Below are 16,207 nucleotides of genomic sequence, written 5' to 3'. Positions count from 1 at the left end.
CCGATGCGGCCCGGTGGTGAGAAGTCTTCATGCGATCGCATCCGTCGCTCACCTCCACCGCAATGTGTCGGATCCCGCCAACGGGGGTCGGAACCGGACCTCCGGGGTGCGCCGCGGATCGACCTGGACCTCGAGCGCGGCGACGTCGGTGAAGGGCCGTCCGTCGCTCGTGCGGCCCCGCAGCACGATGGAGTGGCGGAGCGTCCGGGGCGCCCGCAGCGGCGCGATCGTGTAGTGCGCGACGGCCACGAATCCCGCGCCCGGCGCGACGCGCTCGGGGCGGCCGACGACGGTGACCGGGGCCTCGTCGTAGTCGAGCTCGACGCCCGAGCCGTCGGTGAAGGAGCCGCAGAGCAGGGCGAGGTCGTGCAGGGCGGCGGTGCCGGAGTTGTGGAACTGCATCCAGAAGGTGATCACGGCGACGGAGCCGCGGGCGGGCGCGAGGCGCACCGCGCTGCCGTCGAGGACGAGGTGCGGGGGCGCGTCGAGCGCCGGAGCTCCGGGCATCAGCTGCGCCGCCTGACGCCCGCCACCGGTGCGGCCACGGGTCCCGGTGCGCGCCCCGCCAGCTGCAGGAGGCCGCACGCGGCGACCACTCCGACGAGGGCGGCCGCCCAGCTCAGGTCCTGCTGGTCGAATTCCCGGAGGTGCGCCGGGACGCCCGAGAAACCGAGGATCCCCTGGGCCGCGGCGACGGTGGCGAAGGCGAGCAGCGCGGCCGTGGCGGCGACCGCGGCCGGGGTCGGCGGGTCACCGTCCGAGTCCTGGGCGAAGCGGCGGACGGCGCGCGCGAGGGAGAGTGCGCAGAGGGCTGCGGCGACGAGGGCGGCCGCGGTGTAGGCCGGGCCGGCGGCGAGCAGGAGGAGAGCGCCGACGGCGACCCGCAGGCCGGCGGGGAGGACCCCCGGAGCGCTGCACTCACGCGTGCCCGGGCCTCCGCCGAGGGCCGCGGAGAGGGCGCGGGACGCCTCGAGCCGCCTCCGCACCCTGCGTGGACCGGCGGCGCGGACGAGCGCGGGCGCGCCCGCGGCGAGCAGCGCGACGCCGACGAGCAGGGGGAAGACGAGGGCGGCGGCGGGCAGGGCGGGGGCGGCGTCGGCAGGGGTCATCGGGTCTCCTTCGGGGCGGGGACGGGGCGCGCGGCACCTCGATGATCCGTCCTCCCCGCGCCCTTCGGGACGGCGGGCGCGAACGCTCACGTGGCAGGCGCGCCGGACGTCAGAACGCGCCACCGGACCCTGCCGCAGAGCCGTGCCAAAGGCGCTGCGGAATGTGCCACGGGCCTCCGAGTGCTGACTGCGCGCCGCTCCAGGGAGGCCTACGCTCGCCGGATGGACGAGGTGCGGGACGCGTACGGCGCGCGGGCGGAGGAGTACGCGGCGCTGCTCGGATCGGTCGACGCGGGGCCCGCAGCCGATCGCGAGCTGATCGGGTCGTGGGCCGACGGTCTGGAGGGGACGGTCGCCGACGTGGGCTGCGGGCCCGGGCACTGGACGGAGTTCCTCCGGCGCCGCGGAGCCGCCGCGATCGGCGTCGACCCGGTGCCGGAGTTCGTCGCGCTGGCGCGAGCGCGGTTCCCGGACGTCCCGTTCCGGCTCGGCTCGGCGCTCGAGCTCGATGTCGACGGGCTCGGGGGCGTTCTCGCGTGGTACTCGCTCATCCACCTCCCGCCGGCGGAGCTGCCCGGCGCGGTCGCGGCGCTCGCCGCGCACCTCCGACCGGGCGGAAGCGTGCTGATCGGCTTCTTCGAGGGGCCGCGCACGGAGGCGTTCGCGCACGCCGTCGCGCCGGCCTGGTTCCATCCGCTCGCCGAGATGCGCACGCTCGCCGAGCAGGCGGGCCTCGAGGCGACCCACTCCCTCCGCCGCAGCGCCCCCGGCGTCCGCGACCACGGCGAGCTGATCGCCGTGCGCCCCCGCTGACGCCGCGCTGATCGCCGTCGTCGCAGGTCACCGGCGGCCGGCTTCCCGGCCCGCCCCCTCCCGTCGAGACGCCGCCGTCTCAGCGGTGCTTCGGCGGTTGTGGCGGTGTCTCGGCGGAGGAGGGCCGTGCGCCGCGCCTAGAGGCGGTCGGCGCGCCACTCCGTGGGGATCTCCTCGCCGCGGCGGAAGGCCTCCTCCTCGCGCTCGCGCAGCTCGACGCGGCGGATCTTGCCCGAGATCGTCTTGGGCAGGGGGTGAAACTCGAGGCGCCGCACCCGCTCAAAGGAGGAGAGCAGCTCCCGGGTGTGGGCGAAGATCGCGCTCGCCGTCTCGGCGGTCGGCTCCCAGCCCTCCGCGAGGGTGACGTAGGCCTTCACCACGCTGTGGCGCACCTCGTCCGGAGCCGGGACCACCGCGGACTCGGCGACGGCGGGGTGCTGCAGCAGCACGCTCTCGACCTCGAACGGTGAGATCTTGAAGTCGGAGGACTTGAAGATGTCGTCGGTGCGGCCGACGAAGGTGATCGTGCCGTCGACCGCGCGGACCGCCACGTCGCCGGTGTGGAAGTAGCCGTCGGCGCGGGCGCGCTCGGTGCGGTCCTCGTCGCCGAGGTAGCCGGACATCAGGTTGACGGGCTCGACGGAGAGGTCGAGGCAGATCTCGCCGGTGGAGGCGGGCTCGCCGGTCAGCGGATCGACGAGGGCGATGGCGACGCCGGGCAGCGCGCGGCCCATCGCGCCGGGGACCACGGGGGCGCCGGGCGGGTTCGCGATGATCGCCGTGGTCTCGGTCTGGCCGTAGCCGTCGCGGATGGTGAGACCCCACTCCCGCTCGACGGTCGCGATGACCTCGGGGTTGAGCGGCTCGCCCGCCGAGAGGATCTCGGTCAGCGCGCGCGGCTTCGCTCCCAGCGCCGACTGGATCAGCATCCGCCACACGGTCGGCGGCGCGCAGAACGTGGTGACCTCGGCCCGGTCGAGCTGCTCGTGCAGGGCGGTGGGGGAGAAGCGGCTGTAGTTGTAGACGAACACCGTCGCCTCGGCGTTCCACGGCGCGAAGAAGCAGCTCCACGCGTGCTTGCCCCAGCCCGGCGAGCTGATCGCCATGTGCACGTCGCCCGGCTGGACGCCGAGCCAGTACATCGTGCTGAGGTGCCCCACGGGATACGACTCGTGGGTGTGCACGACCATCTTGGGCTTCGAGGTGGTGCCGGAGGTGAAGTAGATCAGGCACGGATCGGAGCTCTCGACGACCACCGTCGGGCTGATGCCGAAGGGCTCGAGCGAGTCGGCGTAGTCGAGCCAGCCCTCGACCGCGCCGCCGACCGCGATGCGGCCGAAGTCCCCCTCCATCTCGTCGAACTTGGCGGTCTCGGAGGCGTCCGCGATGACGTGCGCGACCTCGCCGCGCTCCAGGCGGTCGGCCAGGTCGGCGGGAGAGAGCAGGGTCGTCGTCGGGAGGATGACCGCGCCGAGCTTCATGATCGCGAGCATCGACTCCCACAGCTCGAGGCGGTTGCCGAGCATGAGCATCACGTGATCGCCCTGCTCGACGCCGACCGAGTGGAGCCAGGCGGCGACCTCGTCGGAGCGCCAGCGCATCCGGTCGAAGGAGTACTGCTCCTCGGAGCCGTCCTCCTCCACGATCCAGAGGGCGGGGCGCTCGTTGCCGATCGCGATCGCGTCGAACCAGTCCACCGCCCAGTTGAAGCGGGGCCCGACGTCCGGCCACTGGAAGGCCTCGTTCGCGGCGACCGCATCGGTGCGGTGCTGCAGGAGGGTGTCGCGGGCGGCGCGGAAGCTCCCGGTGGGGTTCATGCATGTCTCCGTAGCGGTCGAGGTCCGGCCGCTGGCGGGACCGACCCCATTCTGCTCCCGCCGCGGGACGGGCGATGCGCGGCGCGAGCCGCTCGAGGAGACCCCCGAGCGGGAAGCGCCCTGTGGAGGAGCCGTCGGGCCGGGTCCCACGGGAGAGGCAGCGGGAGCGGAGGGGGCCGCCCGCCGGGGCAGGCGCTCCCTCCGCGGAGCAGGCCTCAGTACTTGATGGACTGCCCGCCGTCGATCGGGAGGACGGTCGCGTTCACGTAGGAGGCGTCGTCCGAGAGGAGGAAGGCCACGACCGAGGCGATCTCGTCGGCCTCGCCGTAGCGCTTGGTCGGGTTGACCTGGATGAACTCCTCGGCCGCCTTGCGCGGGTTCTCGGGGTCGAGCTGCTTCATCGAGTTCTCGACCATCGGGGTCCAGATGGCCCCGGGCGCGATCGCGTTGATGCGGATGCCGAACCGGCCATACTCGATCGCGGAGTTGCGGGTGAGGCCGACGACGCCGTGCTTGGCGGCCGCGTAGCCTGACTGGTTGCCGATCGCGGTGATGCCGCCGACGCTCGCGGTGTTGACGACCATGCCCGAGCCCTGCTCGCGCATCACCTTCAGCACCTTCTCGAGGCCGAGGAACACGCCGCGGAGGTTGATCGCGACGACCTTGTCGAACTCGTCGGCTGTGAAGTCCTCGGTGAGGTTCTGGCGGCCCTCGATGCCGGCGTTGTTGAAGAAGCCGTCGATCCGGCCGAACGCCTCGAGGGTGCGCGCGACGTAGGCGTCGACGTCCACCTCCTTCGACACGTCCGCGAGGACAGTGATCGACTCGGTGCCCTCGGGCAGGACGTCGACCGTGGCGGCGAGGCCCTGCTCGGAGATGTCGACGAGGGCGAGCTTCGCGCCCTCCTGGGCGAGGCGGACGGCGGCGGCGCGGCCCAGGCCGGATCCGCCTCCGGTGATGAGGACGACGCGGTCGGTGAAGCGGGTACTGGTGGTGGTCATGACGACTCCTGCTCGAAGAGGGATGGGCTCGGAGGCCGTGCGGTCGGCGAGTCCGTATCCATGCGTCTGCATGCAATCGACTCCACGATACGCCACAGGTGTCGGCTGAGTCTGGGTGCACGGTCAGGGAGGCGCGACCTCCCCGGGAGAGGAGTCGCGAGCCCTGGGGAGCGGAGCCGCCGACTCAGAGGTGCGGCTGCCCCGTCGAGGCGCTCGTCCCGCCGTCCACGGCGAGGATCGCGCCGGTGATGTACGCCGCGTCCGCGCTGGCGAGGAAGAGCACCGGCGGGGCGATGTCGTCCGGCTGCCCGGGACGCCCGAGGGCGATGCGGTCGATGAAGGGCGCCAGCTCCTCGGGGGTCGAGGCCATCGACTCGGTCAGCGGCGTCTGCGTGAAGGCGGGAGCGACGGCGTTGACCCGCACCCCATGCTCGCCGAAGTCGAGGGCCAGCGACTGCACGAAGGTCGTGATCGCGCCCTTGGTCGCGTTGTAGGCGGCCTGGCCCCAGTCGCCGCGGATGCCCGACACGGAGGAGACGACGACGATGTTGCCGCGGCTCGCCTTCAGGTGCGGGAGCGCCGCCTTCACGGCGTAGAAGAGGGCGTCGACGTTCGTGGCGAAGAGGGAGTGCCAGGCGTCGTCGGCCACCTCCTCGATCGGGCCGCCGAGGTGACCGGCCGCGTTGTTCACGAGGACGTCGATCCCGCCGAACCTCGCGACGGTGCCCTCGACGAGCGCGTCGACCTCGGCTCGGACCGAGACGTCGGTGGGGACGATCAGGACGCGCTCGGCCGGGAAGCCGGCGACGGTCTCCTCGAGCGTGGCGGGGGTGCGCCCGGCGACCGCGACGCTCGCGCCCTGCTCGAGGAAGGCGCGCGCGATGGAGCGGCCGATGCCGGAGCCGGCTCCGGTGACCAGGACGGTGCGTCCGGCGAAGGGGTAGGTGTTCGAGGCGATCATGGCGGTGCCTTCCGGGTCCAGAGGGGCGGCTCGGCGGGGTGCGCCGGGAGCGGCGGGCGGCGGATCCGCCCGGTGCCGATCATCCGCGGCACCCGAGCGGATCGACGGGCCGCCGCGCCGGTTCGGAGGAGCTCCACGTCGATCCGCAGCACGGCTCCCGACCCTGGCAACCGCCGCAGAGTGCGGTCCGCGGCCGCGCGGGCTCGGGTAGACCGGAGGGACGCCAGTGGACGGGGGGAACCACCATGGACACCACGAGAACGACCGCTCCGCGCCGGGCGACGGGACTCCGGGCCGGACGGCGCGCGACCGCGCTGGGCGCCTCGGCACTGCTCGCGGCGCTCGCTCTGAGCGGCTGCACGAGCGGCGCCGACCAGGCGGAGGAGACGACGCCCGCCGCTCCCGGCACCGCCGCCCCGACGACGACCGCTCCGACCGCGACGCCCGCCGACGCTCCGCTCGGGCCCGTGACGCTGCCCGAGGGAGCGACCGCCGCCGTGCGGTGGACCGACCAGGTCGGCCCCGTCGATCCGCAGACCGTGGACCTCAGCGGGGAGCCGCTGCACATCACCGTCTCGGTCGCCTGCGACACCGCGGACGCCGAGGTGACGATCGAGGTCGTCGGCCTGATGACCAGCGGATCGTCGTGCGTCTACAGCCCGGGCACGACCCGCTCCGGCACCGGGGGCGGCAACACGGGCACCATGCAGATCGCCGTCGAGCAGGACGCCGAGATCAGGGTGACCACGGTGCCGGACGACGCCCACTGGTCGGCCGCCGTCTCCACCGGAGCGCGGACCGTCCCCGGGCCCTGACGCCTGCCGGAGGGCGCACGAGAACGCAGAAGTCGCGGTGGTCGAGAGCGATCACCGCGACTTCTGCGTTCTCGAGTCGACGGGGGCGTCAGCCGATCGGGACGCCGAGCTCGGCCATGAACGGCACGGCGTCGACCGCCTCGCCGTCGACCCGCGTCTCGAAGTGCAGGTGGCAGCCGGTGGAGGCGCCGGTCGAGCCGCGCAGCGCGATGACCTGGCCGACGGTGACGGTCTCGCCGACCGACACCATCAGCTCGCTGTTGTGGGCGTAGCCGGTCTCGATGCCGCCGCCGTTGTCGAGCAGGATCCAGTTGCCGTAGCTGCCCTGGTACGACGCCTCCTCGACGGTTCCGCTGGAGGCGGCGAGGACGGGCGTGCCGCAGGCGCCGGCGAGGTCGGTGCCCTTGTGGAACAGGTTCACGCCGGCGACCGGCGCGTCGGGGCGGGGGCCGTAGCTGCTGCTGATGTGACCGGAGATCGGGACGACCCACGCTCCGGACGCTCCGGCGGCGGCCGCGGTCGACTCGCCGGAGGTCGCCGTGATCGCGTCGAGGGACGCGGTGGGGACGAGGACCTCGGGCTTGGCCTCGGCGGCGAAGGCGTCGCGGGTGACGCTCTGCTGCACGACTCCGGCCGCCACGAAGCTCTGCGGGCGGGCCGCGGCGACGGCGGTGGCCGTGTCGCGGGTCAGCTGGGAGTCGGCGGTGCCGCCCACGGCGAACGCGGGCATCGTCGAGGTGATCGCGATGCCGGCCACGAGGGTCATCGCGGCGACGGCGGAGACGCGGGGGCGCGACGGGCCGCGGGTGGAGCGGCGGCTGCGGGACTCCTGGTCACGGAGCGAGCGACGGGTCGGGAGGGCGGACGGACTGCCGGTCTCGGCTCCTGCGGGGGTGGGAGTCGAGGCGCGTGACGAACGGTGCATGCAGAGGAGGTTCCAGGTCTGCCGACGCTCGAGGGGGAGGTGAGCGCCGGGTGGGGCAGTGGGGCTGATCGCACGGCTGAGCCGGTGCGACCCTCTAAACTACCCGCGTTCCGCCGGATCCGACCTGAGAGAAACCTCCGGAGTCAAGCGGTTGAGCGCATCGATCGGCTCTCGATCCGGAGTGGCCGGGTCGGCGCGGCGGTGCAGGTGCGGTGCGGGGTGGTCGCGCGAGGCGACGTTTCGGCTGCCGACGAGACGCCCTTGAGGTGTCGAGACGCCGCCCACTCGCAGGTGTCCCGGTGCGTTCGGCGGTACTTCGGCGTCGCCGTTTCCGGGTGCGCGCGAACGATCGGATCTCGACCCCGCGCGTCAGGAGCGAGCGGCCACGGGAGGCGCAACGGTTGCCGCTCGAGACGCCGCCGGCCGCCGAGACGCCGCCCTCTCGCCGGCGTCTCGGTGCGTTCGGCGGTGCTTCGGCGCGGGCGAGGCGGGAGCGCTCGACGAGCGGCGACGGGAGTGAGCGGGATCGGCGGTGGGCGTGCTCAGCGGTAGGCGTGCTCAGCGGTTGGCGGTGAAGACGAGCAGGGCGATCACGCCGGCGACCGTCGCCGCGACTCCGGAGCCCAGGCGCCACCACATCCACTTGTCGCGCCTGGGTCCGCGCATGGGACGCCGGAGGCCGGCGCGGCCCTGGTAGCCGCCGGGATCGTGCTGGAAGACCATCCGCCCAGCCTGCCGAACCCGCGCTCCTCTCGGGGCCGACTCGCCCGCGACTCCCAGCCGCGATTGGCGCCGCCCCCTCCACGGCGCTGCCCCCTCCGGTGCGCGCTTCTCCCCGCGAGATGCCACCCGGCTCCCCGCGAGATGCCACCCGGCTTCCCGCGAGATGCCACCCGGCTCCACGCGAGATGCCACTTGGGTCCGCTCGGCTCGGCGTGTCGCCCGCACAAGTGGCATCTCGCGGCACGGGGAGTGGCATCTCGCGGGGCCGGCTGCGCGCCTAGCGCGACCCGGGCGCGCTCGCCAGCGGGTTCGCGGGGCGGGCGCCGCTCGGTAGCGTGGGGGCGTCGGCCGGAGTGGTCGACGAGCGGAGGAGCGGACATGGCCGGGACCGGCAAGGACAAGGACGCACGCGACAAGGCGGCGCAGAAGCGCGCGAAGAAGGCGCTGAAGAAGGCCGAGAAGTCGGTGCGCGCGGCGCACGAGGCGGTCCGCGACTCCAGCAAGAAGCTGCGCAAGAAGGCCCGCAAGCTGGCCGAGCAGACCGAGAAGCTCAAGCGCACCCAGGAGAAGGCGGCGAAGAAGGCGGCCGCGGTCGAGAGCCGCCCGTCCGCGCCGAAGCACGCCGCGGAGCCGGCGATCGGCGCCCTCGACCTCACCCCGCCGCTGCCCGGCTCGCAGGAGTCCGCCGAGGAGCAGGAGCCCGCCGAGGACTCCGCGGCCGAGTCCGCCGCCCAGCAGGAGCCGACCCCCGACTCCGACCCCGCGCACACCCCGGACCTCACCCCGCCGCTGCCCCGCTCGGCCTCCTGAGCTCGGCTTCCGGAGCGCCGCCCGTCAGCGTGCGCTCAGGCGAATCGTCGCCCGCCGACGCTGCGCCGGCCCGAGCGCTCCAGCCGGAGGGCCGCCCGCCGAAGAGGCGATACAGGCCCGAGCGGATCGGCCGGATAGCCGGCGGCTGGAGAGCCGCCCTCCGGAGTGCGCGCCCGACGCGGTCCGTCCCCGCGGAGCCCGCCTGAGAATCCGCACAGGGTACTCGGGCGGGCGTACCCCGCGAGGTGAACAGCAGGTGAAGCCTCGCGACCACGCCGGAACGCCTCCCGCCGCGGGAGCATCATGTCTGCGTGGATCCCTTCATCCTGCTCGCGCTCGTCGTCGTCACGGCCCTCGCCTTCGACTTCACCAACGGCTTCCATGACACGGCGAACGCGATGGCCACGTCCATCGCGACCGGTGCCCTGAAGCCCCGCACCGCCGTCGCCCTCTCGGCGTCGCTGAACCTCGTCGGCGCGTTCCTCAGCATCGAGGTGGCGCTGACCGTCACCAACGCGGTCGTGAAGATCCAGGACTCCTCGGGCGCGCCCGATCCGGCGCTGCTCGAGGGCGGCGGATCCGCACTGCTGCTGATCGTGCTGGCCGGCCTCATCGGCGGCATCGTCTGGAACCTGCTGACCTGGCTGCTCGGCCTGCCCTCGAGCTCGTCGCACGCCCTCTTCGGCGGCCTCATCGGCTCCGCTCTCGCGGGCCTCGGCCTCAACGGCGTGAACTGGGCCGGCGACGGCACGAAGCTCGACGGCGTCGTCGGCAAGGTGATCCTCCCGGCGCTGATGTCGCCCGTGCTCGCCGGAGCGGTCGCGGCGATCGGCACCTGGCTCGTCTTCCGGGTGATCGGGAACCTCGCCGAGAAGAGCCTGCACCGCGGCTTCCGCATCGGCCAGATCGGCAGCGCGTCCCTCGTCTCGCTCGCGCACGGCACCAACGACGCGCAGAAGACCATGGGAGTGATCACGCTCGCGCTGATCGCGGCCGGCGGCTGGAGCGACACCGAGTCGGTCCCGTTCTGGGTCAAGCTGAGCTGCGCGCTGGCCATCTCGCTCGGCACCTACATCGGCGGCTGGCGGATCATCCGCACCGTCGGCAAGGGCCTCGTCGAGATCGACACCCCGCAGGGCATGGCCGCGGAGAGCTCCTCGGCCGCCGTGATCCTCGCCTCCAGCCACCTCGGCTTCGCCCTCTCGACCACCCACGTCGCGACCGGCTCGATCCTCGGCTCCGGAGTCGGCCGCCCCGGCGCGCAGGTGCGCTGGCGCGTGGCGCTGCGCATGGTGATCGCGTGGGTCATCACGCTCCCGGCCGCCGCCCTCGTCGGCGCCGTGATGTGGTGGATCGGCCACCTCGTCGGAGGCGCGGCCGGCGGCCTCCTGATGGCCGCGGTCCTCGTCGCCGTCGCCTCCTTCATCTACATCCGCTCGCGCCGCGACAGCATCGGCGCGCACAACGTCAACGACGAGTGGCAGGACGCGGCGGCCCGCCCCGCGCCCGAGACCGCCGGCGTCTGAGCGAAAGGATCCGCACCGTGCTCTCCCTCTTCCTCTCCGCCGCCGGCCAGGTGGCCCTCGTCGCCGTGCTCCTCGGAGCAGGCCTCCCCGTGCTCTTCGCCGTCGGCGTCCGCTCGTTCGCCGTGGCCGCCGGGGTCCCCGCCTCGGGCTCCGCCGTCCCCGCCTCGGGCTCCGCCGCCCCCGCGGTCCGGAGCGGCCTGCCCGCCCCCCTGCTGCGCGGGATCGGCGTGCTCTGCTTCGCGCTCGTCGTGGGCTCCGTCGTGATCGGCCTGAGCGTCATCATCGCGACGGGCCTGGGCCAGTCGGTGAGCTTCGAGCACGTGATCCCGACCTTCGTGCCCAAGGGCTGAGCATGGCCTCGACCGATCCGATCGCGGCGCGGGAGGGGATCGTCGCCCGCGTGGTCGGCTGGCTGCGCGCGGGCTACCCGTCCGGCGTGCCGGAGCAGGACTACCTGCCGCTGCTGGGCCTGCTGCGCCGCAGCCTCACGACGGACGAGGTCGAGCAGGTCGTCGCGCGGCTCCTGTCGGAGTCGGAGCGCGCCGAGACGGTCGTCTCGCGTGCGGTCGTGCGCGAGCGGATCGAGCAGCTGCTGCTCGGGCCGGCGATGCCCGAGGACGTCGCCCGCGTCTCCTCGCGGCTCGCGAGCGCGGGCTGGCCCTTGGCGGGCCCGGAGTCGCTGGCCGAGCCGGACACCCGCGAGGGCCTGGTCACGCGCATCGTCCGCTGGCTGCGTGCCGGATACCCGGCCGGCCTGCCCGAGCAGGACTTCGTGCCGCTGCTGGCGCTCCTCCGCCGCCGCCTGAGCGACGAAGAGGTCGCCGAGGTGGCCGCCGGTCTCGCCGCGGACGCGCCCGCCTCCCGCGCCGACGTCGGCACCGCGATCGCCGGAGTGACGTCGGAGCTGCCCTCGGAGGAGGACATCGAGCGCGTGCGCCGGTCGCTGGCCGCGCTGGGCTGGCCGGAGGAGTTCGCGGGCTGAGCGGCGCTGCTCGGCCCGATCGGGCCCCTCACCGTGACCCCGCCGGTACCAGGACGTGGACCGTGCGGCGATCCGTCCCCGCTGAGCGAGGGCGGAAGGAGCGCGGGAGGGTGTCCTCGGACGCGGGACGGCCGGCTGCGCGACTCGCGGGGGGAGTCGCGGGGCCACGACGCGCGCCGCCGGTCGTCCTAGGTTCGGGCCGAGTCCGGACCGGGAGCACCGTGCACCCGGCGGCCGGACCGCATCCGAACCGGAAGGACAGCCCCATGACCGCACCCACCATCGTCCTCGTCCACGGAGCGTTCGCCGACGCCGCGAGCTTCGCCCCCGTCACGCGGATCCTGCTCGACGCCGGCCACACCGTGCGCGTCCCGGCCGTGCCGAACCGCAGCCTTCTCGGCGACGCGGAGTACCTCCGCTCCTACGTCGAGCAGCTCGACGGACCGGTCCTGCTGGCCGGCCACTCCTACGGCGGCGCCGTGATCACCGTCGCGGGCGCTGCGGAGAACGTCGTCGGCCTCGTCTACATCGCGGCCTACGCGCTCGAGGAGGGCGAGAGCCTCGGGCAGCTGCAGGGCGGATTCCCCGACTCCGACCTCGCCGCGAACCTCGTCTACACCCCCTTCCCGATCGACGGAGCCGAGCCGGGCACGGACGTGTCGGTCGTCGTGTCGGCCTTCCCGCAGGTGTTCGCGGCCGGGATCGATCCGGCCGAGGCGGAGGTGCTCGCGGTCGGTCAGCGCCCGCTCGCCGCTCTGGCCTTCGGCGAGGCGGCCCCGGTCGCCGCGTGGAGGACCCGGCCGAGCTGGGGCATCGTCTCGGCCGCGGACCGCACCATCAACCCGGACGTCGAGCGGTTCGGCTATCAGCGAGCGGGCATGCGCTCGGTGATCGAGCTCGATGCGCCGCACCTGGTGATGCGCTCGCACCCCGCCGAGGTCGCGAAGGTCGTCTCCGACGCCGCCGCAGAGCTCTCCTGACCACTGCGGAGCGCCGTGGTGGCGGTGCTCCGCAGCTCCCGGACCGATCTAGGTACTCCTGCCGCGGATCTAGGTCGGCGTCGCGTGGAGCCGGGCCCGCCGCCTCCCTAGCCTCGAGGGGAGAGAAGGGCGGGATCGTGGACACGGACACCGCGCAGCTCGGCGCCTACCTGCGGAAGCACCGCGACCGGCTGCGCCCCGACGAGGTCGGCCTGGGGACCGACGGACGACGCCGCGTCAGCGGGCTGCGCCGGCAGGAGGTCGCCGTGCTCGCGGGGATCAGCCCGGACTACTACCTGCGGCTCGAGCAGGGCAAGGACCGCCGCCCCTCGGCGCAGGTCCTGGACGCCCTGGCCCGCGCGTTCCGCCTCGACGCGGACGGGCGCGACTACCTCTTCCGGCTCGGCGGGCACGCCGCCCCGCGCCGCTCGCCGGGCTGGGCGCAGGCCGAGCCGGCGCCGACGCAGGTCGGCAGCCTCACGAGCATGGTCTCGTCCTGGACCACGACGCCCGCCTACGTGGTGGACCGCTACCAGGATCTCGTCGCCGTGAACGAGCTCGGCCGTCTGTTCCTGCCCCTGGCCTGCGAGCAGGGGACCAACATGATCGAGGCCGTCGTCGACGCCGCGGCGCTCGAGACCGATGCCGCCCGGCACGAGGACTGGGACCGCACGATCGCCGTGATGACCGCGGCCCTCCGCTTCCACTCCGACCCGGCGGACCCGCGGCTGCGGGTGCTGGTCGCCTCGCTCGGGGGCCGCTCGCGGGTCTTCCGCCGCGTCTGGGAGAGCCAGGAGGCGTATCCGCTCCGGGAGGGCTCGTCGCCGGTGCGCGTCGACCCCTTCGGCTTCCTCGCCTTCCGCTGGCAGACCCTGGAGGTGCACGGAGGCGACCACTTCCTGACCTCCTTCTTCGGCGCCCCCGGCAGCACCGCGGCCGCAGCGATCGACTTCATCCGAGCCCGTCACCGGGTCGAGGAGAGTCTGCGCGAGGGTGCGATACTCGACGCGTGAAGCGGGACGCGCTCGTCGTCGGTCGGGGATCGGAGCTCGCGCGGCTCCGTCTGATGGTCGACCGCATCGCCGCCCACGGGTCGGCGCTCGTGATCGACGGGGACGCGGGGGTCGGCAAGACCACCCTGGTCGAGGAGGTCGTCGCCTACGCCCGCACGCGCGACGTGCGGGTGCTGCGCACCGCGGGCTCCGCAGCGGAGTCGGGCGACCAGTACGCGGCGCTGCAGCTCCTCCTGCACCCGCTCCGCCCCGGCCTCGACGGCCTGCCCCTGCCGCAGCGGGACGCGCTCCGCGTCGCCTTCCATCTGGCGGAGGGAGTGCAGCCGACGCCGCTCCTGGCCGGCCTCTCGGCCCTGACGCTCCTCAGCGACGCCGCCGCCGATCGGCCCCTGCTGGTCGTCGTCGAGGACCTGCACCGGATCGACCCGGAGTCGGCGTGGGCGCTGCGGATGCTCGCCCGGCGCATCGGCGAGGACCGGGTCGTCGTCGTCATGACCACGAGGGACCGGCCCGAGGAGGACTCCGGTCTCGAGCACCTGCACCTCGGGCCGCTGTCGGCCACCGACTCGGCCGCTCTCCTCGACACCCTCCCGCATCCTCCTCGCGGCGCCGCTCGGCGCGCTCTGCTCGACCTCGCCCGCGGGAACCCGCTCGCCCTGGTGGAGCTGACCGGGCGCGACCCGTCGGCCGAGGAGGCGGAGGACCGCGCGGTGGCCGGACGCCTCGAGTCGGCTTTCGCCGAGCGCTTCGCGGAGCTCGATCAGCCCTCGCGGCTCGCCGTCCTGGCCGTGGCGCTGGGCGACGTCGCGACCGCGGAGGAGGCGAGCCGGCTGGCGAACCTGGCGCTCGGCCGCCACCCCGATCCGTCCTGGATCGACAGGGCCGTCGCCGCGTCGCTGCTCAGCTGGACGCCGGGGAGCGGCCTCCGCTTCCGGCACCCCCTCGTGCAGTCCGCGGTGACGAGCGTGAGCCGCCCCTCCGAGCGCGCGGCGGTGCTCCGCACGCTCGTGCAGGAGCACCGCGACGATCCGAGCCGGACGCTGTGGTGGCGGTCGGAGCTCGCGACCGGCTCGGACGGGCCGGTGGGCGAGGAGCTCGCCGGTCTCGCGGCGTCGGGCCTGGCGACCGGCGACGTGGTCCTCGCGGCTCAGGCGATGGAACGTGCGGCGGAGCTGACCCCAGCCGGGCCGCTGCGCGTCTCGCGCCTGATCGACGCGGCCGAGTACTCCGGGCTCGCCGGCCGGACCGCGGAGGCTGCCCTGCTCGTGCACCGCGCGGCGGGCGAGACCGTCGATCCGGTGCTCACCGCCCGCGCCGCCTGGACGCGCGAGACGCTGCCGACCGGGCGGACGGCCCTCTCGCGGGGCGACCTCTCGCCCGCGCTCGCCGCCGTGACCGCGCTGCAGAGCCACGGAGCCGTCGACGCCGCGACCGCCTCGCTCCTGCACCTCGCCGCCATCGCCTGGGACCACAACCGCGAGGCCTCGCCGGGGGAGCCGATGATCCAGGCGGTGCGCGCGCTCGCCCTCGACGACTCCGATCCGCGCGCCGTCCTGCTCGCGGCGGTCACCGAGCCGGTCGCCCGCGGCGACGAGGTCGTCCGCCGGGCGCTCGCGGCGGCATCCGGGGCGAGCGCTCCGGAGGAGGCGTGGTGGCTCGGCTACGCGCTGAACACGGCGGGCGAGGTCGAGGTCGCCCGGGAGCTCCTGGAGGAGGCGATCACCGGGCTCCGGGCCCGCGGCGACATCCGGATCCTCCCGCAGGCGCTCCTGGCGGCCTCGATGACCACCTCGCTCGCCGGCCGCATCTCGCGCGCCCGCTCCTTCGCCGAGGAGGCGCTCGTCCTCGGCAGCGACCTGGGGGACGTCGGCTTCGAGACCGCGTCTCGGGCCTGCCTGGCCTGGTTCGACGCGATGGAGGGCGTCGCGCCCGATCCCGAGGCGATCAGCGCGGGGAGCGCGATCGGCGCGGCCGTCCTCTGCTCCAGCGCGATGCGGGCGACGCTCCGCGGATCGAGAGCGGCAGTGGCGGTCCTCGAGTCGCGGCCGGGCGACGCCGTGCCGGAGCTCCTCCCCCTCCTCGACACGGACGACGACTCCCTGAACCCCGGCTTCGCGATCCTGACCACGCCCGACCTCGTCGATGCGGCTCTCGCGACCGGAGACGTCGGAGTCGTGCGCCTGCACGCCGGGAGGCTGGAATCGCTCTTCGAGCGCTGGCACCAGCCGATGATCGAGGCGGCGGTCCGCTACGCGCAGGTCGCGGTGGCGCTCGCCGACGGGGCGCAGGACGCCGCGGCCGGTCTGCTCCGCCGGACTCCTCCGCCGCTCCCGTACTTCCGGGCGCGGGCGCTGCTGCTCGTGGGCGCCGGGCTGCACCGGGCCGGTCGGGAGGCGGAGGCGCGGCCCCTCCTCCGCGAGTCGCTGGCGATGCTCGAGGAGCTGCCGATCCACGCCTGGGCCGACCGGGCCCGCGACGCGCTCCGGGCCGCGGGAGGGAGGATCGCGGACGCGCCGTCGCCGGCCGCGGCCACGCTGACCCCGCAGGAGCTGCGCATCTGCGCTCTCGCGAGCACGGGGCTCTCGAACCGCGCGATCGCCCAGAATCTCTTCCTCTCCCCGCGCACGGTCGGCGCGCACCTGTACTCGGCGTACCGCAAGCTCGGGATCGGCGGGCGGGGAGAGCTCGCCGCGGTGCTCGGCAGGGGCGCGGGCGCCGACGCCTGATCCCGT

General features: G+C 74.3%; 16 protein-coding genes. 9 read left to right on the top strand and 7 right to left on the bottom strand.

What is annotated here, in order from left to right:
- Nucleotides 1-48: 48 nt before the first annotated feature.
- Nucleotides 49-507: a hypothetical protein gene (locus tag GSU45_RS15715; RefSeq protein WP_159916351.1), complete on the bottom strand. Its 459-nt coding sequence runs from the start codon at nt 505-507 to the stop codon at nt 49-51.
- On the bottom strand, nt 507-1,109 hold the full coding sequence (locus GSU45_RS15710; protein ID WP_159916349.1) for a hypothetical protein: 603 nt from the start codon (nt 1,107-1,109) through the stop codon (nt 507-509). Before GSU45_RS15710 ends, GSU45_RS15715 begins: the two co-directional genes overlap by 1 nt.
- A gap of 222 nt (nt 1,110-1,331) precedes the next feature.
- On the opposite strand from GSU45_RS15710, the gene GSU45_RS15705 reads away from it, so the two are divergent.
- The gene (locus GSU45_RS15705; RefSeq protein WP_159916347.1) at nt 1,332-1,922 is read left to right on the top strand and encodes a class I SAM-dependent methyltransferase; all 591 of its coding nucleotides are present in this window, start codon (nt 1,332-1,334) and stop codon (nt 1,920-1,922) included.
- Between the two features lie 137 nt (nt 1,923-2,059).
- On the opposite strand, the gene GSU45_RS15700 is transcribed toward GSU45_RS15705, so the two are convergent.
- The 3 genes from GSU45_RS15700 to GSU45_RS15690 all read right to left on the bottom strand — a co-directional run bounded on the left by GSU45_RS15700 (nt 2,060) and on the right by GSU45_RS15690 (nt 5,701).
- Nucleotides 2,060-3,739 carry an AMP-binding protein gene (locus GSU45_RS15700; protein WP_159916345.1) on the bottom strand — a complete coding sequence of 560 codons (1,680 nt, stop codon included), beginning with the start codon at nt 3,737-3,739 and terminating at the stop codon, nt 2,060-2,062.
- A gap of 215 nt (nt 3,740-3,954) precedes the next feature.
- Complete coding sequence (locus GSU45_RS15695; protein WP_167302060.1) at nt 3,955-4,740, bottom strand: glucose 1-dehydrogenase; 786 nt, start codon at nt 4,738-4,740, stop codon at nt 3,955-3,957.
- A gap of 184 nt (nt 4,741-4,924) precedes the next feature.
- Entirely contained in the window at nt 4,925-5,701 is a 777-nt protein-coding gene (locus GSU45_RS15690; RefSeq protein ID WP_244248142.1) for an SDR family NAD(P)-dependent oxidoreductase, read from the bottom strand.
- A 245-nt stretch (nt 5,702-5,946) separates the two neighbouring features.
- On the opposite strand from GSU45_RS15690, the gene GSU45_RS15685 reads away from it, so the two are divergent.
- Nucleotides 5,947-6,516 (top strand): hypothetical protein, encoded by a 570-nt coding sequence (locus tag GSU45_RS15685; protein WP_159916341.1) that lies wholly within the window; start codon nt 5,947-5,949, stop codon nt 6,514-6,516.
- An 88-nt stretch (nt 6,517-6,604) separates the two neighbouring features.
- Here GSU45_RS15685 and GSU45_RS15680 read toward each other — a convergent pair whose 3' ends face one another.
- Both GSU45_RS15680 and GSU45_RS15675 read right to left on the bottom strand, forming a co-directional pair.
- A complete protein-coding gene (locus GSU45_RS15680) occupies nt 6,605-7,441 on the bottom strand; it encodes a M23 family metallopeptidase (RefSeq protein WP_159916339.1) in 837 nt (278 codons plus the stop codon).
- A gap of 558 nt (nt 7,442-7,999) precedes the next feature.
- Nucleotides 8,000-8,164, bottom strand: coding sequence for a hypothetical protein (locus GSU45_RS15675; RefSeq protein WP_159916337.1), 165 nt, complete (start codon nt 8,162-8,164; stop codon nt 8,000-8,002).
- Nucleotides 8,165-8,542: 378 nt separating this feature from the next.
- Between GSU45_RS15675 and GSU45_RS15670 the strand changes: the two genes are divergently transcribed.
- From GSU45_RS15670 to GSU45_RS15640, 7 genes are all read left to right on the top strand, one after another.
- Nucleotides 8,543-8,974 carry a histone gene (locus GSU45_RS15670; RefSeq protein ID WP_159916335.1) on the top strand — a complete coding sequence of 144 codons (432 nt, stop codon included), beginning with the start codon at nt 8,543-8,545 and terminating at the stop codon, nt 8,972-8,974.
- Between the two features lie 311 nt (nt 8,975-9,285).
- Complete coding sequence (locus GSU45_RS15665; RefSeq protein ID WP_159916333.1) at nt 9,286-10,500, top strand: inorganic phosphate transporter; 1,215 nt, start codon at nt 9,286-9,288, stop codon at nt 10,498-10,500.
- Nucleotides 10,501-10,517: 17 nt separating this feature from the next.
- The gene (locus GSU45_RS15660) at nt 10,518-10,850 is read left to right on the top strand and encodes a hypothetical protein (RefSeq protein WP_159916331.1); all 333 of its coding nucleotides are present in this window, start codon (nt 10,518-10,520) and stop codon (nt 10,848-10,850) included.
- Between the two features lie 2 nt (nt 10,851-10,852).
- Nucleotides 10,853-11,482, top strand: coding sequence for a DUF3349 domain-containing protein (locus GSU45_RS15655; RefSeq protein ID WP_159916329.1), 630 nt, complete (start codon nt 10,853-10,855; stop codon nt 11,480-11,482).
- Between the two features lie 266 nt (nt 11,483-11,748).
- Entirely contained in the window at nt 11,749-12,462 is a 714-nt protein-coding gene (locus GSU45_RS15650; protein WP_159916327.1) for an alpha/beta hydrolase, read from the top strand.
- Between the two features lie 137 nt (nt 12,463-12,599).
- Nucleotides 12,600-13,475: a helix-turn-helix transcriptional regulator gene (locus GSU45_RS15645; RefSeq protein WP_159916325.1), complete on the top strand. Its 876-nt coding sequence runs from the start codon at nt 12,600-12,602 to the stop codon at nt 13,473-13,475.
- Nucleotides 13,472-16,201 (top strand): LuxR family transcriptional regulator, encoded by a 2,730-nt coding sequence (locus tag GSU45_RS15640; RefSeq protein WP_159916323.1) that lies wholly within the window; start codon nt 13,472-13,474, stop codon nt 16,199-16,201. The genes GSU45_RS15645 and GSU45_RS15640 overlap by 4 nt, the downstream gene beginning before the upstream one ends.
- Nucleotides 16,202-16,207 lie beyond the last annotated feature (6 nt).

Source organism: Rathayibacter sp. VKM Ac-2801 (assembly GCF_009834245.1).
Classification (GTDB): Bacteria; Actinomycetota; Actinomycetes; order Actinomycetales; family Microbacteriaceae; genus Rathayibacter.
Note: the sequence above shows the minus strand (reverse complement) of the source record. Positions and strands in the feature narration are given on the sequence as shown.